This window comes from Micromonospora humida, assembly GCF_016901255.1.
Taxonomy (GTDB): domain Bacteria; phylum Actinomycetota; class Actinomycetes; order Mycobacteriales; family Micromonosporaceae; genus Micromonospora; species Micromonospora wenchangensis.
Genome location: NZ_JAFEUC010000004.1, coordinates 137,233 through 154,576 on the forward strand (window position 1 = coordinate 137,233; position 17,344 = coordinate 154,576).

A 17,344-nucleotide genomic window follows, 5' to 3' on the forward strand; every position below is an offset into this window, starting at 1 on the left:
CCCCGCTCACGACCCGACCCGGTGCACCTTGTGCTGGGCGGCCTGGGCCAGCGGGCGGACCACCAGACGGTCCACGTTGACGTGGTGCGGGAGGGTGGCGCACCAGGCGACGCACTCGGCGACGTCGTCGGCCACCAGCGGCTGCGCCACCCCGGCGTAGGTGGCGTCGGCCTTCGCCGCGTCCCCGCCGAAGCGGTTCAGGCTGAACTCCTCCGTCCGGACCATCCCGGGGTCGATCTCCACCACCCGGACGGGCCGGCCGCACAGCTCCAACCGCAGGGTGCCCGCCACGGCGGTCTGCGCGTGCTTGGCCGCGCTGTATCCGCCGCCGCCCTCGTAGACGGTGAAACCGGCGGTGGACGAGAGCACCACGACCGTTCCGGCGCCGGAGCGCTCCAGGGCCGGCAGCAGGGCCTGGGTGACCCGCAGCGTGCCGAGCACGTTCACGTCGTACATCCACTGCCAGTCGGCGATTGAGCCGGTCTCCACCGGGTCCAGCCCACGCGCCCCGCCGGCGTTGTTGACCAGGACGGTGACCGGGCCGGGGGCGTCGGCGGCGGCGCGGGCCAGCCCGGCCACCGACTCGTCCGAGGTGACGTCGCAGGCCACTGCGGTGGCGCTGCCGCCGGCCGCCGCGATCTCGGCGACCAGACCGGCGAGCCGGTCGGTGCGGCGGGCGGCGGCGAGCACGTGGAAACCCTCGGCGGCGAGCCGGCGGGCGGTGGCCGCGCCGATCCCGCTGGACGCCCCGGTGACGATCGCGACAGAGGTCATCGGGCCATTCTCACCCTGGCGGCGTGACCGGCCGCTCCGGGCCCCGTGATGAGGTCCGTCACGCCTGCGGGCCGGGGCGAGGCATTTCCGAAGCCCGATGGGGAAGATTGCATCCGGCGCGAAGGTTGTCCGAGGAGCGCCGGTCGTGCGGGACGGCATCAACCGTGACAGAAGGAGCGGACGTGGCGGATCAGCACACCGGTGTCGGTCGTCAGCGAGGTTCCCTGCCGTGGCCGCGGCCCCGCCGGATCGCCACCCTGTCGGTGCACACCTCACCGTTGCACCAACCGGGCACCGGCGACGCGGGTGGCATGAACGTCTACATCCTGGAGGTCGCCCGCCGGCTCGCCGAGGCGAACGTCGAGGTGGAGATCTTCACCCGGGCCACCTCCGGTGACCTGCCCCCGGTGGTGGAGATGGCCCCCGGGGTGCACGTCCGGCACGTCACCTCCGGCCCGCTGGAGGGGCTGACCAAGGAGGAGCTGCCCGGTCAGCTCTGTGCCTTCACCGCCGGGGTGCTGCGGGCCGAGGCGGCCCGCCCGCCGGGCCACTACGACCTGATCCACTCGCACTACTGGCTCTCCGGCCAGGTCGGCTGGCTGGCCAAGGAGCGCTGGGGGGTGCCGCTGGTGCACACCGCGCACACCCTGGCGAAGGTGAAGAATGCCCAGCTCGCCGCCGGTGACCGGCCGGAGCCGAAGGCCCGGGTGATCGGCGAGGAACAGGTGGTCGCCGAGGCCGACCGGCTGGTCGCGAACACCCGGGCGGAGGCCACCGACCTGATCGACAGGTACGCCGCCGACCCGGCCCGGGTGACGGTCGTCGAACCGGGGGTTGACCTGGCGCGGTTCCGACCCGTCGCCGGGGACCGGGAGGTCACGACCCGCGCCGCCCGTCGCCGGCTGGGCCTGCCCACCGACGGGTACGTCGTCGCGTTCGTCGGCCGGATCCAGCCGTTGAAGGCCCCCGACGTGCTGGTCCGCGCGGTCGCCGCGTTGCGGGAACGCGACCCGGCCCTCGCCGACCAGGTGACCGTGGTGATCTGCGGCGGCCCGAGCGGCAGTGGCCTGGACCGGCCCACCTCCCTGATCGAGCTGGCCGGTTCGTTGGGGGTCGCCGACCGGGTGCGTTTCCTGCCGCCGCGTACCGGGGACGACCTGCCCGCCCTCTACCGGGCGGCCGACCTGGTGGCGGTGCCCTCGCACAACGAGTCCTTCGGGCTGGTGGCCCTGGAGGCGCAGGCCTGCGGCACGCCGGTGGTCGCCGCCGCCGTGGGTGGCCTGGTCACCGCCGTGCGGGACCAGGTCAGCGGCGTGCTCGTGCACGGCCACGATCCGACCGACTGGGCCCGTACGCTGGCCCGGCTGCTGCCCGACCGGGCCGGTCGGGAGGCGCTGGGTCGGGGGGCCGCCCGGCACGCCCGCAGCTTCTCCTGGGAGCGCACCGTCTCCGGGCTGCTCGCCGTCTACGGCGAGGCGGTCACCGGGCACCGGGAGCGGCTGGCGGCCCGGCTGGCCGACGGTCCGGCGCTCACCGGCTCCTGGTGACCGGATGCCCCGCCCCTCGTCGCCGGGTGGGCCGGCCACGGCGGCCGTAGAGTGGGTCCGATGAGCGCGAAGAGCGAGCTGGCGGCCCTGATCGAGGCGGTCTGCACCGAACGGGAACTGGACTGGGAAGCCACCGGCGAGGGCTCGTACGCGGTCACCCTGCCCGGCACCCACAAGCTCAAGACGATCTGCAACCTGATCGTCGGCGAGCACGCGCTGCGGGTCGAGGCGTTCGTGATGCGCCAGCCCGACGAGCGGCGCGAGGAACTGTGGGCGTGGCTGCTGCAACGCAACGCCCGGATGTACGGGGTGGCGTTCTCGATCGACGCGGTCGGCGACGTCTACCTCACCGGGCGGGTCAACCCGTCCGCCGTCGACGCCGACGAGCTGGACCGGCTGTTCGGCGCGGTGCTCAGCTACGCCGACGAGTCCTTCGACACCATGCTGGAGATCGGGTTCGGCAGTTCCATCCGCCGGGAGTGGGAGTGGCGGGTCAAGCGGGGCGAGTCGACCGCGAACCTGGCCGCCTTCGCCCACCTGTTCACCCCGTCCGCCGGAGGTTCGGACCGGTCCTGACGGGTATGCCGCAGCGCTGCGGCGCGGCAGTGTGGGACCCGCCGCAGGCCGAGGACGGACTGTCGAGGAGCGTGTCATGGCTCAGCGGAACAGCTCAGGTCGCGGCGCGACGGCGACCGGGACCACGCGTCAGGCCGGCAACCGGACCCCGAACACGCCGGGCATCTCCGAGTCGGAGATCTCCCGGATGAGGGTCGACGAGATCCGGGGTCAGTTGCGTCGGCGGGGGGTCTCCGGGATCTCCGCGTTGCGTAAGCCGGAACTGGTGAAGGCGCTCGCGCGGACGTTGCGCGCGGAGGGCCGGGCCGGCGGCGCCGCCCGCCGCAGCACCGGCCCGTCCGGCCGGGCACCCGCCCGCCGGAGCACGGCCGGGGCCGCGAAGGCCAATCCGTCGCGCACGCGGGCGAAGGCGACGCCGGCGAAGGCCGCCCGCGCCACGGGCGTGCGCACCGGCCGGTCCACCTCCCGTTCGGTGCGCTCCGCGCAGCTCATCACGTCTCCGGCGGACCGTCCGGAACGTCCCGGGCGCAGCCTGGTGACCACCAACCACCAGGTGATCCGGAACTGGGCCGCGGCCCGGGGTGCCAAGCCGGCGACCATCGCCGGTACCGAGCGCAACGGCCGGCCGGGGGTGCTCACCTTCGACCTGCCGGGTTACCGGGAGAGCCGTCGGTTGCGGGTGGTGAGCTGGGACGACTGGTTCCGGACGTTCGACTCGCGCAAGCTGAACCTGATCTTCCAGGAGCAGTTGCGGGACGGCCGGCCGAGCAACTTCTTCCGGACCGAGTCACCCGATCGGGAAGACGGCTGAGGGGTTTACCGGAATGGCTGCCGGGTAGCCGCGTGTTGGCAGTCACGGAGCCCGGAACAGGAGCACCGGAGCGGGGACGGTCGGTGTTGTGACCGGCGAGACAGTGCTCGAAGGTTGAATCCGGAATCCGGGCGAACTAACTTTATTGCACCGCGTCACGCTCGGAAACGTTCGGGGGAGCGGCGGATCGATCAGATCCGTGCACCGAGCGAGACGCAATCGGGTGGGTCACGCCGTTGGGGGACGGTGCCACCCGGGAACCGGCGGCGCGAGCGGGCGACGCTTACGGGGGTGAGGGTCGCCCGCCGCCGCCGGGCAGGCGGTACGAGCGCCCACCGCGACCATCGGTCGCCGGTGGGCGCTCTGCCGTTTGAACCGGTGCCACCGCAGGCGCGGCGGGGGCGTACTCAGGCGGGGGTGCGGGCCGGGACCGGCTCGGCGGGTGCGGTCGCGGCAGCCTCGGCCGACTGCGGGGCCGGCGGTCCGACGGCGGTGACCGGCACGACGGGAACCTCGGGGCGGCGCAGGCGGGTCGCCCGGCGTTCCCGGGCCGGCCCGGAGAGCAGGTGCGCCAGCGCGGTCGCCACGCCGATCGCGGCGCAGCCCAGCCAGAGCGTGGCGTTGCCGGCGTGTTCCCGGACCAGTCCACCGAGCAGTGGGGCGACCGCCCCGGCCACCTGCCAGGACAGCGAGAAGACACCCTGGTAGCGGCCCCGTAGCTCGGCCGGGGAGAGTTCGGCGATCAGGGTGGCGTTGGACGGGGAGTTGAGCATCTCGCCGAGCGTCCAGATCAGCACGGTCAGCCCGAAGAACCAGGCGGCGTCGGCGAACGCGGTCAGCCCGAAGCCGACCCCCATCACCACCGAGGCGAGGGCGAGCACGTGCGACCGGCTCCGCCCCCGGATCAGCCGGGGGACGAAGAGCTGCCCCACCACGATCAGCACCCCGTTGAGCGCGATCACCGAGCCGTAGGTGGCGGGGGACAGGCCGGCGTCGCCCATCGCGATCGGCAGCATCGAGATGTGCTGGAGGAAGACCAGCGCGCCGAAGAGGTTGAGCACGACGAACCCCAGGAACACCCGGTCGGCGGCGATGGTGCGCAGCGCACCCACCCGGGGCGGGCCGCTCGTCGCACCCTTGACGGCGCTGGTCGTCGGGGCGCGGCGGGTCTCGCCGACCTTGACGAAGATGATCAGCGCGGTGACCAGGGTGGTGGCCGCGTCGACCACGAACAGCAGCAGGTAGCCGGCCTCGGCGGCGAGGCCGGCGAGCACGGCGGCGCAGGCGAAGCCCAGGTTGATCGCCCAGTAGTTGAGCGAGAACGCGCGCAGCCGGTCCCGCTCCGGCACCACGTCGATCATCATGGCCCCGAAGGCCGGCCGGGCGGCCTCGGCGAACGTGCCGAGCAGCAGCGCGCCCACCGCGACCGCCCAGAGCGGCCGGGCGAAGCCGAGCGTCAGCATCATGGTGGCCGCGCCCAGGTGGGCGGTGAGCAGGGTGGGCCGCCGTCCCCACCGGTCGACCAGGGTGCCGCCCACGGTGGTGCCGACCGCGCCGCCGACCCCCCACAGGCCCATCACCAGGCCGGCCTGGGCGGCCGAGAAGTGGCGGGCCTGGGTCAGGTAGATGGCGAGGAAGACCAGCACGAACGAGCCGAGCCGGTTGATCAGGGTGCCCGTCCAGAGGTACCAGAAGGTCCTCGGTAGCCCGCCTGTGGTCTCCCGGAACCAACCCCGTACCGTCCGCACGCCCGCGCCCCCGCTCAGGTAATGACCGCTGTCCTTGAAGCGCCTTACAACCTAGTTCCGGGGGCGGACACCGGTCATCCGTTTTTCCACGTGGTGGTCGTCACCACCACCGCCCGCGTGTCCCCGGACGCCGTGCGGCAGGATGATCGGCATGACTGCGAGCGAGGGGCCCACCGTCGGGACGCTGGTCCTGCTGCGGCACGGCGAGAGCGACTGGAACGCGAAGAACCTCTTCACCGGCTGGGTCGACGTCGACCTGACCGCCAAGGGTGAGGCGGAGGCGCGCCGCGGCGGCGAACTGCTGCGCGAGCACGACCTGCTGCCGGACGTGGTGCACACCAGCGTGATGCGCCGGGCGATCCGCACCGCCGAGCTGGCGCTGAACGCCGCCGACCGGCACTGGATCGCGGTGCGCCGGTCGTGGCGGCTCAACGAGCGGCACTACGGCGCCCTGCAGGGCAAGAACAAGAAGCAGACCCTTGACGAGTACGGCGAGGAGCAGTTCATGCTCTGGCGTCGCTCGTACGACACGCCGCCGCCGCCGATCGCCGACGACGACGAGTTCTCCCAGGTCGGTGACCCGCGCTACGCGCTGCTGCCGACCGAGCTGATGCCGCGCACCGAGTGCCTCAAGGACGTGGTGGCGCGGATGCTCCCGTACTGGTACGACTCGATCGTGCCGGACATCCTCGCCGGCCGCACCGTGCTGGTGGCGGCGCACGGCAACTCGCTGCGCGCCCTGGTCAAGCACCTCGACCAGATCTCCGACGAGGCGATCGCCAAGCTGAACATCCCCACCGGCATCCCGCTGCGCTACGACCTCGACCCGCAGCTGCGCCCGCTCACCCTGGGCGGGACCTACCTCGACCCGGCCGCCGCCAAGGAGGCCGCTGCCGCCGTCGCCAACCAGGGCCGCTGAGCTGACGACAGGGCTCCCGGCCCGGCGGAGATCGCCGGGCCGGGAGCCCTGTCCCGTCGTCGGGCGGGTGCGGGTCAGCCGGCGGTGGGGGTGGTCTCCCCGGTGATCAGGTAGACCACCCGCTCACCGGCGTTGACCGCGTGGTCGGCGAACCGCTCGTAGAACCGGCCGAGCAGGGTGGCGTCGATGGCGGTCTCCACCCCGTACGGCCACTCGTCGCCGAGCAGCATGCCGAACAGGCTCTTGTGCAGGTCGTCCATGACGTCGTCGTCGCGGTCCAGTTCGGCGGCGATGTCGGCGTCGGGGGTGGCCAGCACCTTGGCGATCTTCTCGGCCATCCGGTCGGCGACCGAGGCCATGTCGGTGAAGACGGGCCGCAGCTCGGCCGGCACCGCCGGGGAGGGGTGCCGGCGCAGCGCGGTCTTCGCCACGTGGTCGGCCAGGTCGCCCATCCGCTCCAGGTCGGCCGCGACGTGCAGCGCGGTGATCATCGCGCGCAGGTCGGAGGCGACCGGGGCCTGGCGGGCGAGCAGGTCACAGACCCGCTCCTCGACGTGCTGGTAGAGGTCGTCGATCTCGGCGTCCCGCGCGATCACGGCCTCGGACGCCTCGCGGTCGGCGGTCAGCAGGCCGCGGGTGGCCTGGCGCATCGCGGCGCGTACGCCGTCGGCCATGTCCACCAGCAGTTGGCTGACGATCTGCAGGTCGGCCCGGAACTCGTCGCGCATCGTCACTTCCTGGGGTCGGTGCCGCCGGTGGTCGCGGGGACCGTTGGCGTACGGGTTGAGCAGGTGCGCGACCCACCGTAGGCGGGGGTGACGGGAGCCCAGATGAACCCGGATGAACGACGCGGGGCCCGGGAGTGAATTTCTGCCAAAGCGAGTGTGGTTCGTCCTGTTATGGGCGATAGCCAGGTTAACAATGACCCTACGATCGCCGCATGGAATGGGCGGTGGCGATCGGGGTGGCCCTGGTGACCGGACTGGTCGCCGGGCTGCTGCTGGCGCGTCCCGTCCAGACCTGGCGACGCCGTGCGGCGTCGTCCGGGGGCGAGGGCCCCCACGGGGACCTGGGGAGGCGTGCGATTCCCGACGACCAGTCCGGCGGGCTCAGCGGGCTCGGCCGCAAGACCATCGACTCGCTGCGCGCCGGCGTCGTGGTGCTCGGCCCGGACGACGTACCGGTGCTGGTGAACCCGGCCGCCCGGGCGATGGGACTGCTCCGTACCGGCGCCACCCCCGGCTCCATCGCGGCCCACCCGCTGATCCGTACCCTCGCCGGACAGGTCCGGCGGACCGGGGTGCGACGCGAGATCGAGCTCGACCTGCCCCGTGGCCGCGACAACGCCGGGGAGAACCCGCTCGGCGTGCACCTGCGGGCGATGGGCATCGGCGGCGGGTACATCGCCGTCGAAGCCGCCGACGTGACCGAGTCACACCGGCTGGCCCGGGTCCGGCGGGACTTCGTGGCCAACGTCAGCCACGAGCTGAAGACCCCGATCGGGGCGCTGCAACTGCTCGCCGAGGCGCTCGTCGACGCCACCGAGCCGGCCGACGGTGCACCCGACCTCTCCGAGGACATGCTGGCCGCCCGCCGGTTCGCCGAGCGCATCCAGCACGAGTCGACCCGGCTCGGCCGGCTGGTGCAGGAGCTGCTGGAGCTGACCCGGCTCCAGGGCGCCGAGCCGCAACCCGCGCCGGAACCCGTCGCGGTCGACTGGGTGATCGCCGAGGTGCTCGACCGGACCCGCACCTCGGCCACCGCCCGCCGGGTCCAGGTGGTCACCGAAGGACAGCGGGGCCTGACCGCGTACGGCAGCGACAGTCAGCTCGCCACCGCCGTGTCCAACCTGGTGGAGAACGCGATCACCTACTCCGGCGAGGACACCACCGTGCGGGTCGTCACCCGGGCCGACGACGACCACGTCACGGTCTCCGTCACCGACCAGGGCATCGGCATCGCCCCCACCGACGTCGACCGGATCTTCGAACGGTTCTACCGGGCCGACCAGGCCCGCTCCCGCGCCACCGGTGGCACCGGCCTCGGCCTGGCCATCGTCAAACACATCGCCAGCAACCATGGCGGCCGGGTGGAGGTGGCGAGCACCCTGGGTGGGGGGTCGACGTTCACCCTCCGGCTACCCGCCAGCCCTCCGGACGCCCTGGAGTCGCTACTGCCGTCCGCTGGTATCGAGCCCGGCCCGACCGACCCTGCGCCGGGCCTGACCGTAGGAAAGGAAACACCCCGTTGAGCCGCGTACTGGTGGTCGAGGACGAGGAGTCGTTCTCCGACGCCCTGTCGTACATGCTCCGCAAGGAGGGTTTCGAGGTCTCCGTCGCCGCGACGGGCACCTCCGCCCTCACCGAGTTCGACCGGACCGGCGCGGACATCGTGCTGCTCGACCTGATGCTCCCGGAGATGTCCGGGACCGAGGTCTGCCGGCAGCTGCGGCAGCGCTCGCACGTGCCGATCATCATGGTGACCGCCCGGGACAGTGAGATCGACAAGGTGGTCGGGCTGGAGATCGGCGCCGACGACTACGTCACCAAGCCGTACTCGCCCCGGGAGCTGGTGGCCCGGATCCGGGCGGTGCTGCGCCGGCAGAGCCCCGAGGTGACCGAGTCGGGGGCCCCGACGCTGGCCGCCGGCCCGGTCCGGATGGACATCGAACGGCACGTGGTCACCGTCGACGGGGCCGCCGTGCAGCTTCCGCTCAAGGAGTTCGAGCTGCTGGAACTGCTGCTGCGCAACGCCGGCCGGGTGCTCACCCGGGGGCAGCTCATCGACCGGGTCTGGGGGGCCGACTACGTCGGGGACACCAAGACCCTCGACGTGCACGTCAAGCGGCTGCGTTCCAAGATCGAACCGGAGCCGTCCGCGCCCCGGTTCATCGTCACCGTGCGCGGGCTGGGCTACAAGTTCGAGCCGTAGGCCGGCACACCGTTCACCCCTGCGGGCTGGCCGGGTGCGGGGCGATCTGACCCTGGCCCAGCCGGGCCGCGCACAGCTCGGCCAGCCTCGCGTACGCGGGCGCGCCGACCAGCGCGGTCAGCTCCGGGCCGTACGACAGGTACATCGGCTCGGTGCCGACGTGCGCGTCGGTCGACGAGGTACACCACCAGTCCAGGTCGTGCCCGCCTGCGCCCCAGCCCCGCCTGTCGAACTCGGCGAGCGTCGACACCAGCACCTTCGTGTCGTCGGGGCGGGTGGTCCACTCCTGGTCCCGGCGGATCGGCAGCTGCCAGCAGACGTCCGGCTTGTACTCCAGCGGGTGCACGCCGTCGCGCAGCGCCTGGCCGTGCAGCGCGCACCCGCCCCCGCCGGGGAAGTCGGCGTCGTTGAGGAACACGCACGGGGCGTCCTCGCCCCGGGTGGCGGTCCGTCGGGCCGGGTTCCTGCCGTCGATCGTGTCGGTCGCGGTCCAGTTCTTCGTACCCTTGCGGAAGTGCTGCCAGGTCTGCGGGGTGAGCCGCTTGACGGCCGCCCGGACCCGCTTCTCGTCGTCGGTGTCGGTGAAGAACGCGCCGTGCGAGCAGCAGCCGTCGGCGGCCCGGCCGGCGACGATGCCGTGGCAGCCCCGGCCGAACACGCACGTCCAGCGGGACAGCAGCCAGGTGAGGTCGGCGCGCACCAGGTGCCGCTCGTCGGCCGGGTCGACGAACTCGATCCACTCCCGGGGGAAGTCCAGCCCGACCTCCCGGCTGCGGGGGTCGTCGGGGGCGTCCACCAGCACGTGCAGCTCCACCTGGCTCGTCACCCGGCCCAGCGTACGCGCGCCCGGTGCGGCCGGCCGGCGTGCCACCGAAACCCGGTGGCCCTAGGGTCTTCCCATGCGGCTGGGTGTGCTCGATGTCGGTTCCAACACGGTTCATCTGCTGGTGGTCGACGCCCACCACGGCGCTCACCCGTGGGCGGCGCACTCCGAGAAGGTGGTGCTGCGGCTGGCCGAGCAGATCGGCCCGGACGGCGCACTCACCCGGGCCGGTGCCGACGGGCTGGTCGAGGCGGTCGGGGCGGCCCGGGCATCGGCCACCGCGCTGGCCGCCGACGACCTGCTGGCCTTCGCGACCAGCGCGGTGCGCGACGCCACCAACGCGGCCGAGGTGCTGACCCGGGTGCGGGAGGAGACCGGCGTACGGCTGGAGGTGCTCTCCGGTGCGGACGAGGCGCGGGCGACGTTCCTCGCGGTCCGGCGCTGGTTCGGCTGGTCGGCGGGGCGGTTGCTGGCGATGGACATCGGCGGCGGCTCGCTGGAGCTGGCCGCCGGCATCGACGAGGACCCGGAGGTGGCGGTGTCGCTGCCGTTGGGGGCCGGCCGGCTGAGCCGGGACCGGCTGCACGTCGACCCGTCCGGGCTGACCCCACCGACCGCCGAGACCGTCGAGGAGCTGCGGGAGTACGTCGACGCGCAGCTCGACCCGGTGGTGGAGAAACTGGCCGGGGTGGGCTGGGAGCGGCCGGTCGCCACCTCGAAGACCTTCCGGACACTGGCCCGGCTGGCCGGGGCGGCCCCCTCCTCGGCGGGCCTGTGGGCGCGGCGCAGCCTCACCCGCACGGGGCTGCGGCAGGTGCTGGGGTTCGTCCGGCACATCCCGCCGGCCCAGCTGCCCGAGCTGGAGGGGGTGAGTGCCGGCCGGGCCCACCAGCTGCTGGCCGGGGCGGTGGTGGCCGAGGCGGTGCTGCGCCGGCTCGACGTGCCGGCGGTGGACATCTGCCCGTGGGCGCTGCGTGAGGGCGTCATCCTCAGACGGTTGGATCAGCTCGAACCGATGTGACGTACGCCGGTCGTTGCGCGGCTTTTGCTGCTGCTCGTCCGGAACTGTGGTGGCGGCCCCGGTTACCCTCGGGGATGTGACTTCCCGCGTCCCGGTGCTCCTGTCCAGTTCCTCGGTCTTCCCTGAGCGGACCGCGGCGGCGTTCCAGCTCGCCGCGGCACTCGGCTACGACGGGGTCGAGGTGATGGTCTGGACCGACGCCGTCAGCCAGGACGCCGGGGCGCTGCGCGGCCTCGCCAAGCACTACGGCGTCCCGGTGCTGTCCGTGCACGCCCCCTGCCTGCTGGTCACCCAGCGGGTGTGGAGCCCCGACCCGTGGGAGCGGCTGCGGCGGGCCGCCGAGCTGGCCGACACGCTGGAGGCACCCACGGTGGTGGTGCACCCGCCGTTCACCTGGCAGCGCGACTACGCCCGCAACTTCGCCGACGGGCTGCGCACCGTCGCCGACCGGTTCACCGGGCTGCACTTCGCGGTGGAGAACATGTACCCGGTGCGGATGGCCGGCCGGCAGTTCGTGCCGTACGTGCCCGGTTGGGACCCGACCGAGGTCGGCTACCCCGCGTACACCCTCGACCTGTCGCACTGCGCCGCGTCGCACAGCGACCCGCTGGCGATGGCCGACCGGATGGGCACCGGCCTGGCCCACGTCCACCTCGGCGACGGCACCGGGGAGGGCCGCGACGAGCACCTGGTGCCCGGCCGGGGCACCCAGCCCTGCGCCGAGCTGCTGCGTTCCCTGGCCGGACGCGGCTTCACCGGCTCGGTCGCGGTGGAGGTGACCACCCGGGGCGCCAAGAGCCGCGCCGTCCGCGAGTCCGACCTCCGCGAATCCCTGGCCTTCGCCCGCGCCCACCTAACCGCCCCCACCCCCCTCAACGCCTGACCCCCGCCCGCCCCCGCTCTCCCGCCCCTCCCGCTCCGCCCCCGCCCGCCCTGCCCCCGGTGATCAAGAGGTTTGCGTCATGTCCGGGCGTGAATCTGACGCGAACCTCTTGATCAACTGACGCAAAGCTCTTGATCACCGAGGCGGCGCGGCAGGGAGGCGGCGCGGTGGGAGCGGTGAGGCGGGCGGGGGAGAGTGGGAGAGCGCGGGGGAGGGGTCAGGGGACCGGGGTGAGGGTGGGTTGTTCGGCGGCGCGCTTGCGGGCGCGGTGGGCGGCCACGTGCGAGCGGGTGGCGCAGCGCTCCGAGCAGAACCGGCGGCAGCAGTTCGACGAGGTGTCCAGGTAGACGTTGCCGCAACGTTCGTCGGCGCAGACCCCGAACCGGGCGCTGCCGTACTCGCAGAGCCACACCGACAGGCCCCACGCCGCGCCGGCCAGGTATTCGGCGCTGACCGAGGCGCCCCGGCTGGTCACGTGCATGTGCCAGTCGCTGGAATCGTGGCCGGAGATGCGCGGCTGCACCGGGAACGCCTCCAGCAGCGCGTTCAGTTCGGCCACCGCCTGGGCGTCGCGCCCCGAGGTGCCGTACTCGAAGACGTCGCGCAACCGCTTCTGCGCCCGTCGGAAGACCGCCAGGTCCCGGTCGGCCACCTCGTCGCGCATCCACGCGTTCTCGTCCGGAATGAGGGCCCGCAGGTCGTCGAGGTCGTCCAGGTGGGCGTTGACGAGGTCAACCCCGGTCCTGGCGTACGCGTCGAAGTTCACCCGACCAACGGTAGACGACTCACGCGGCACGCGGCGCGTCGATGTAGTGCGGCAGGAAGCGCGCGTAACCGTCGGTGATCAGACTCTCGCTCTCCCGGATGCCGACGCCTGCCGACTCGCCGTCGACGATCCAGCTACCCAGCACCATCCGACCCCCGTCGAACTGCGGCAACGGCCGGAACTCCTGATAGCAGAAACCCTCGTCGCCATAGATCCCGGGATTGCTGATCTCCGTGTCGCCGGTCACGATGCGTACCGAACCACCCTCGCGGCCGAGCAGCGGCTTCGCCACGTACTCCGGCATCCCGCGTGGCGAGTCCAGGTACGCCGGCAGCAGGTACTCGTGCCCCGGGTACAGCTCCCAGAGCACGGCCAGCAGCGCCTTGTTCGACAGCAGCAGCTTCCAGGCCGGTTCGATCCAGGTGGTCGGGGTGCCCGGCTCCAGCGCCGGTCGGCCGTACGGCTCGGCCAGCATCCACTCCCACGGGTAGAGCTTGAAGCAATTGGTGACCGGCCGGTCGGCGGCGTCGACGAAGCGCCGGCCGTCCCAGCCGACGTGCTGGATCGGCAGCAGGGTCACGTCCAGCCCGGCCTGCCGGGCCGTCTCGGCCAGGTAGCCGGCGGTGATCTGGTCCTCGCCGGACTCCTCCTCGTTGGACCAGCACACGTGCACCCGCCGGTCGTGCAGCCCCGCCCCGATCTTGGCCCACGCCCCGACCAGCCGCTCGTGCAGGCTGTTCCACTGGTCGGCGTCGGGCCGGGTGTCCTCCAGCCAGTACCACTGCACGATGCTCGCCTCGACCAGGGCGGTCGGGGTGTCGGCGTTGTACTCCAGCAGCTTCGGCGGCCACGTGCCGTCGTAGGCGAGGTCGAACCGGCCGTACAGGGTGGGTGGGCGCTCGTGCAGCGACCGGGCGACCGCCTGCGCCGCCCACGCGGGGATGCCGAACTCGGCGTACCGGCTGCGGGCCACCACGTGCTCGGCGGCGGCCACCGACATCCGGTGCAGCTCCTCGGTCGCCTCCTCCAGCCGCAGCACCTCGTCGAGGTCGAAGGCGTACGCGGCGGACTCGTCCCAGTACGACATGATCTCGCCGTCGGGCAGTTCGGTGTCGACGTACACCAGGCCCTGGGTACGGATCACCGCGTCGAAGTCCGGTCGGGGGGTGACCCGCTCCCGGCGCACCGTCAGCCGCCGCAGGAGGCGAGATGGGTGCCGAATCCGCCGCGCTCCGGCAGCGCGCCGGCCACCGGGTCGGGCGCGGCGGCCCGGGGGTCGATGCCCACGGTCGGCACCTGCATGGCGAGCGCCACGGTGTCCCCGCCACCGACCGGCCCGAGGGCGCAGTCGTCATCGTCGTCGTCGGAGGTGAGGTTGCAGCCGGAGAGGGCGAGTGCCAGCGCGGTGAGCGCGCCGAGCTGCACGGAGGCCGACCGCAGCCGGCGGCGGGGGTGTCGTTCCACGTTCATGGTTGTAACTGATCCACGCCACCGGCGCGTCCCCTGACCGGCCTGCTGCCGTGGCCGGAACCGGTCCGCCCGGCCGCCGGAACCGGTCCGCCCCGCCGCCGGGCGCGGCCGCACGGTCGGGCGTTACGCTCGGCTCATGCTCCGTTCCGTCATCCTCGCCGCCTCCCGGTCATCCCAGGTCGAGCGGCTCGTCGCGACGGCCCCGTTCACCCGGGACGTCGTCCGCCGGTTCGTCGCCGGCACCGGCACCGACGACGCGTTGCGCGCCACCCGCGAACTCGTCGCCGACGGCCTGACGGTCACCCTCGACAACCTCGGCGAGGACACCGTCACCCCCGACCAGGCCACCGCCACCCGGGACGAGTACCTCGCCCTGCTGCGGGCGCTCGACGCCGCCGGGCTCACCCCGGCCGCCGAGGTGAGCGTGAAGCTCTCCGCCCTCGGTCAGCGCTTCGACGAGCAGCTCGCCTACGACAACGCGCGGGCGATCTGCGTGGCGGCCGACGAGGCGGGCACCACGGTCACCCTGGACATGGAGGACCACACCACCACCGACTCGACCCTGGACACGCTGGTCAAGCTGCGCAAGGACCACCCGTCGACCGGAGCGGTGCTCCAGGCGTACCTGCGGCGCACCGAGTCGGACTGCCGGGAGCTGGCGGGTGCCGGGTCGCGGGTCCGGTTGTGCAAGGGCGCGTACGCCGAGCCGGAGTCGGTGGCGTACCAGTCGGCCCGGGAGGTGGACAAGTCGTACGTGCGCTGCCTCAACGTGCTGATGTCCGGGGCGGGCTACCCGATGCTGGCCACCCACGACCCGCGCCTGATCGCCATCGGTGAGGACCGGGCCCGCTGGTTCGACCGGGGGCCCGGCGAGTTCGAGTTCCAGATGCTGTACGGCATCCGCCCCGAGGAGCAGGCCCGGCTGGCCGGCGAGGGCTACACGGTGCGCACCTACCTGCCGTACGGGGAGGACTGGTACGGCTACCTGATGCGCCGTCTCGCCGAGCGCCCCGCGAACCTGGTCTTCTTCGGTCGGGCCCTGGCCTCGAAGAAGTAGGCCACCGGGGAACACCAGGTCACGACCGGGTGAACGACGCCTGGAGCGCGATCAGTTGTGGGAAGGGATCGCGCAGGTCACAGCCGCCCCGCTACCGTACTGGTAACACGCGCGTTGCCGGCCCGTACGGGAGCTCCGTCGGGTGGCGCGCGCCGGGCATGGGATGGGTCGGGTGAGCCATGGCCGGGTCGCAGTCCTCCGACGGTCGGCTGTCGGACGTCAGGTTCCTCACGGTCGCCGAGGTGGCCTCGGTGATGCGGGTCTCCAAGATGACGGTCTACCGCCTGGTGCACAGCGGTGAACTCACCGCCGTGCGGGTGGGCCGGTCGTTCCGGGTGCCCGAGCACGCGGTGCACGACTATCTGCGGGGGGCGTTCCAGGAGACCGCCTGACCCCGCCGATCGCGACGTAACGGGCATCGACGGGGGCGCGTTGGTCCTGCTGACGCTCTCCGGCTACCCTGGAGCCCGATCTGACCGTGCGCCGGTGCGCCCCGACGCCACCAGGCTGGTCCAGGTCCGTTGTCCGTAAAGCGGCCACCGGCGTCACCATCTCGACGCCGAGGGTCCGTCCCGAACGTTGCATTGAAAGGCTGTCGTATGGGCTCGGTGGTCAAGAAGCGTCGCAAGCGCATGGCTAAGAAGAAGCACCGCAAGCTGCTGCGCAAGACCCGCGTCCAGCGTCGCCGTCTCGGCAAGTGACCGACGCCGGGTCACCCCCGGCGTCCGGTACCACTTGCCAACTGTCGACCCCCGGAGGCTCAGGTGATCAGGCCGCGGACATCCCGGCTCGATCACTCCTGCCGGTCAGGGCGTGCACGATGACCCCCGGTGGCACCTCAGGTGCTCCGGGGGTCGTCGTCGTGACCGGGGTCGGTCGCTACCTCGGCGCGCACGTCGCCGCCCGGCTCGCCGCCGACCCCCGGATCGAACGGGTGATCGGCATCGACCCGGCCACCCCCGGCCCCGAGTTCGCCGGCCTGCTCGACCGGGTGGAACGCGTCCGGCTGGACCTCGACTCGCTCGGCGGCCTGCTGGCCGACCTCGACGTCGCCGCCGTGGTCCACCTCGCCCTGGTCACCGCCCCCGACCCGCAGCACGGCGGTCGGGGGGCGATGAAGGAACAGAACGTCATCGGCACCATGCAGCTGCTCGCCGCCTGCCAGCGGGCGCCCCGGCTGCGCAAGCTGGTGGTCCGGTCGTCGACCGCCGCCTACGGCGCGTCCTTCCGCGACCCGGCGGTCTTCACCGAGGAGACCGAGCCCCGTGAGGTGCCGCGCGGCGGTTTCGGCCGCGACATCCTCGACATCGAGGGGTACGTGCGCGGCTTCCGCCGCCGTCGGCCCGACGTGACCGCGACGGTGCTGCGGTTCGCCCCGTTCATCGGCTCCACCGCCGACACCACGCTCACCCGCTACTTCTCCCGGCCGGTGGTGCCCACCGTCTTCGGCCGTGACCCCCGGCTCCAGTTCGTGCACTTCGACGACGCCCTGGAGGTGCTGCACCGGTCCGTCGCCGAGGACCACCCGGGCACGTACAACGTGGCCGGGCCGGGGGTGCTCTCGCTGTCCCAGGCGATCCGTCGGGCCGGCCGGGTGGCCGTACCGGTGTGGGAGCCGGGGCTGTCCGGGGCTGCCGCGATCGCCCGTAACCTCGGCTTCGGCCGCTACGGCCTCGACCAGGTCGACCTGATCGTGCACGGCCGGGTGGTCGACACCCGCCGACTGACCCGGGAGTACGGCTTCACCCCGCGTACCACGGCGGCGGCGTTCGACGACTTCATCCGGGCCCATCACGGCGGGGTGGTGGTCACCCCGGACCGGCTCGCCTCCGCCGAGCAGGCGGTGCTGGAGAGCATCCGGCAGGTCCGCTCCGCCGTCCGGGACCGTACGTGACCGCGCAGAACGGCCACCGTCGGCTCACCACGCCACCCGCCCTTGCCTCGCGCAACGGCTCGGGCCCCGACCCGACCGTCCCCGCGACGCCCCGTCCCACCCCGGCCGCCTCCGATCCGGCCGG

General features: G+C 72.9%; 19 protein-coding genes. 12 read left to right on the forward strand and 7 right to left on the reverse strand.

Annotation, left to right across the window (positions count from 1 at the left end):
* Positions 1-6 precede the first annotated feature (6 nt).
* Positions 7-774, reverse strand: a complete 768-nt coding sequence (locus tag JQX11_RS10245; protein WP_204924759.1) for an SDR family oxidoreductase — start codon at positions 772-774, stop codon at positions 7-9.
* Between the two features lie 182 nt (positions 775-956).
* Here JQX11_RS10245 and mshA point away from each other — a divergent pair, with 182 nt between their 5' ends.
* The 3 genes from mshA to JQX11_RS10260 all read left to right on the forward strand — a co-directional run bounded on the left by mshA (position 957) and on the right by JQX11_RS10260 (position 3,708).
* Positions 957-2,321 (forward strand): D-inositol-3-phosphate glycosyltransferase, encoded by a 1,365-nt coding sequence (mshA, locus tag JQX11_RS10250; protein ID WP_204924760.1) that lies wholly within the window; start codon positions 957-959, stop codon positions 2,319-2,321.
* 60 nt (positions 2,322-2,381) lie between these two features.
* Complete coding sequence (locus JQX11_RS10255) at positions 2,382-2,897, forward strand: type III secretion system chaperone family protein (RefSeq protein WP_204924761.1); 516 nt, start codon at positions 2,382-2,384, stop codon at positions 2,895-2,897.
* A 76-nt stretch (positions 2,898-2,973) separates the two neighbouring features.
* Entirely contained in the window at positions 2,974-3,708 is a 735-nt protein-coding gene (locus JQX11_RS10260; RefSeq protein ID WP_204924762.1) for a hypothetical protein, read from the forward strand.
* A gap of 407 nt (positions 3,709-4,115) precedes the next feature.
* On the opposite strand, the gene JQX11_RS10265 is transcribed toward JQX11_RS10260, so the two are convergent.
* The gene (locus JQX11_RS10265) at positions 4,116-5,456 is read right to left on the reverse strand and encodes an MDR family MFS transporter (RefSeq protein ID WP_204924763.1); all 1,341 of its coding nucleotides are present in this window, start codon (positions 5,454-5,456) and stop codon (positions 4,116-4,118) included.
* A 151-nt stretch (positions 5,457-5,607) separates the two neighbouring features.
* Between JQX11_RS10265 and JQX11_RS10270 the strand changes: the two genes are divergently transcribed.
* On the forward strand, positions 5,608-6,375 hold the full coding sequence (locus JQX11_RS10270; protein WP_088646098.1) for a phosphoglyceromutase: 768 nt from the start codon (positions 5,608-5,610) through the stop codon (positions 6,373-6,375).
* Positions 6,376-6,449: 74 nt separating this feature from the next.
* Here the strand turns inward: JQX11_RS10270 and phoU are convergent, their stop codons facing one another.
* A complete protein-coding gene (gene phoU / locus JQX11_RS10275) occupies positions 6,450-7,103 on the reverse strand; it encodes a phosphate signaling complex protein PhoU (protein ID WP_204924764.1) in 654 nt (217 codons plus the stop codon).
* Positions 7,104-7,315: 212 nt separating this feature from the next.
* Between phoU and JQX11_RS10280 the strand changes: the two genes are divergently transcribed.
* Both JQX11_RS10280 and JQX11_RS10285 read left to right on the forward strand, forming a co-directional pair.
* Positions 7,316-8,626, forward strand: coding sequence for a sensor histidine kinase (locus JQX11_RS10280; RefSeq protein WP_204924765.1), 1,311 nt, complete (start codon positions 7,316-7,318; stop codon positions 8,624-8,626).
* Positions 8,623-9,306, forward strand: coding sequence for a response regulator (locus tag JQX11_RS10285; protein WP_067314784.1), 684 nt, complete (start codon positions 8,623-8,625; stop codon positions 9,304-9,306). The genes JQX11_RS10280 and JQX11_RS10285 overlap by 4 nt, the downstream gene beginning before the upstream one ends.
* Positions 9,307-9,319: 13 nt before the next feature.
* On the opposite strand, the gene JQX11_RS10290 is transcribed toward JQX11_RS10285, so the two are convergent.
* Entirely contained in the window at positions 9,320-10,132 is an 813-nt protein-coding gene (locus tag JQX11_RS10290; protein WP_204924766.1) for a DUF3109 family protein, read from the reverse strand.
* A 73-nt stretch (positions 10,133-10,205) separates the two neighbouring features.
* On the opposite strand from JQX11_RS10290, the gene JQX11_RS10295 reads away from it, so the two are divergent.
* Complete coding sequence (locus JQX11_RS10295; RefSeq protein WP_204924767.1) at positions 10,206-11,150, forward strand: Ppx/GppA phosphatase family protein; 945 nt, start codon at positions 10,206-10,208, stop codon at positions 11,148-11,150.
* Between the two features lie 76 nt (positions 11,151-11,226).
* The gene (locus JQX11_RS10300; RefSeq protein ID WP_204924768.1) at positions 11,227-12,033 is read left to right on the forward strand and encodes a sugar phosphate isomerase/epimerase family protein; all 807 of its coding nucleotides are present in this window, start codon (positions 11,227-11,229) and stop codon (positions 12,031-12,033) included.
* A gap of 217 nt (positions 12,034-12,250) precedes the next feature.
* On the opposite strand, the gene JQX11_RS10305 is transcribed toward JQX11_RS10300, so the two are convergent.
* Genes JQX11_RS10305 through JQX11_RS10315 form a run of 3 tightly spaced genes read right to left on the reverse strand, consistent with a single transcriptional unit; the run spans position 12,251 to position 14,269 of the window.
* Entirely contained in the window at positions 12,251-12,799 is a 549-nt protein-coding gene (locus JQX11_RS10305) for a CGNR zinc finger domain-containing protein (protein WP_088646103.1), read from the reverse strand.
* Between the two features lie 19 nt (positions 12,800-12,818).
* Complete coding sequence (locus tag JQX11_RS10310) at positions 12,819-13,985, reverse strand: glutathionylspermidine synthase family protein (protein WP_204924769.1); 1,167 nt, start codon at positions 13,983-13,985, stop codon at positions 12,819-12,821.
* 2 nt (positions 13,986-13,987) lie between these two features.
* Positions 13,988-14,269 carry a hypothetical protein gene (locus JQX11_RS10315; RefSeq protein ID WP_232377627.1) on the reverse strand — a complete coding sequence of 94 codons (282 nt, stop codon included), beginning with the start codon at positions 14,267-14,269 and terminating at the stop codon, positions 13,988-13,990.
* A 136-nt stretch (positions 14,270-14,405) separates the two neighbouring features.
* Here JQX11_RS10315 and JQX11_RS10320 point away from each other — a divergent pair, with 136 nt between their 5' ends.
* The 4 genes from JQX11_RS10320 (at position 14,406) to JQX11_RS10335 (ending at position 17,220) form a co-directional block, all read left to right on the forward strand.
* Positions 14,406-15,326, forward strand: coding sequence for a proline dehydrogenase family protein (locus JQX11_RS10320; RefSeq protein ID WP_204924770.1), 921 nt, complete (start codon positions 14,406-14,408; stop codon positions 15,324-15,326).
* 179 nt (positions 15,327-15,505) lie between these two features.
* Entirely contained in the window at positions 15,506-15,718 is a 213-nt protein-coding gene (locus tag JQX11_RS10325; protein WP_088646105.1) for a helix-turn-helix domain-containing protein, read from the forward strand.
* A 207-nt stretch (positions 15,719-15,925) separates the two neighbouring features.
* The gene (locus JQX11_RS10330) at positions 15,926-16,027 is read left to right on the forward strand and encodes a 30S ribosomal protein bS22 (protein WP_007465623.1); all 102 of its coding nucleotides are present in this window, start codon (positions 15,926-15,928) and stop codon (positions 16,025-16,027) included.
* Positions 16,028-16,146: 119 nt separating this feature from the next.
* Positions 16,147-17,220 carry an NAD-dependent epimerase/dehydratase family protein gene (locus tag JQX11_RS10335; RefSeq protein WP_204924771.1) on the forward strand — a complete coding sequence of 358 codons (1,074 nt, stop codon included), beginning with the start codon at positions 16,147-16,149 and terminating at the stop codon, positions 17,218-17,220.
* Positions 17,221-17,344 lie beyond the last annotated feature (124 nt).

What these genes read in the sequence shown, in the direction of transcription:
- JQX11_RS10245 (WP_204924759.1), bottom strand. Translation starts at nt 774, where the DNA reads ATGACCTCTGTCGCGATCGTCACCGGGGCGTCCAGCGGGATCGGCGCG.
- JQX11_RS10255 (WP_204924761.1), top strand. Translation starts at nt 2,382, where the DNA reads ATGAGCGCGAAGAGCGAGCTGGCGGCCCTGATCGAGGCGGTCTGCACC.
- JQX11_RS10260 (WP_204924762.1), top strand. Translation starts at nt 2,974, where the DNA reads ATGGCTCAGCGGAACAGCTCAGGTCGCGGCGCGACGGCGACCGGGACC.
- JQX11_RS10270 (WP_088646098.1), top strand. Translation starts at nt 5,608, where the DNA reads ATGACTGCGAGCGAGGGGCCCACCGTCGGGACGCTGGTCCTGCTGCGG.
- phoU (WP_204924764.1), bottom strand. Translation starts at nt 7,103, where the DNA reads ATGCGCGACGAGTTCCGGGCCGACCTGCAGATCGTCAGCCAACTGCTG.
- JQX11_RS10280 (WP_204924765.1), top strand. Translation starts at nt 7,316, where the DNA reads ATGGAATGGGCGGTGGCGATCGGGGTGGCCCTGGTGACCGGACTGGTC.
- JQX11_RS10295 (WP_204924767.1), top strand. Translation starts at nt 10,206, where the DNA reads ATGCGGCTGGGTGTGCTCGATGTCGGTTCCAACACGGTTCATCTGCTG.
- JQX11_RS10315 (WP_232377627.1), bottom strand. Translation starts at nt 14,269, where the DNA reads ATGAACGTGGAACGACACCCCCGCCGCCGGCTGCGGTCGGCCTCCGTG.
- JQX11_RS10320 (WP_204924770.1), top strand. Translation starts at nt 14,406, where the DNA reads ATGCTCCGTTCCGTCATCCTCGCCGCCTCCCGGTCATCCCAGGTCGAG.
- JQX11_RS10325 (WP_088646105.1), top strand. Translation starts at nt 15,506, where the DNA reads ATGGCCGGGTCGCAGTCCTCCGACGGTCGGCTGTCGGACGTCAGGTTC.
- JQX11_RS10330 (WP_007465623.1), top strand. Translation starts at nt 15,926, where the DNA reads ATGGGCTCGGTGGTCAAGAAGCGTCGCAAGCGCATGGCTAAGAAGAAG.
- JQX11_RS10335 (WP_204924771.1), top strand. Translation starts at nt 16,147, where the DNA reads ATGACCCCCGGTGGCACCTCAGGTGCTCCGGGGGTCGTCGTCGTGACC.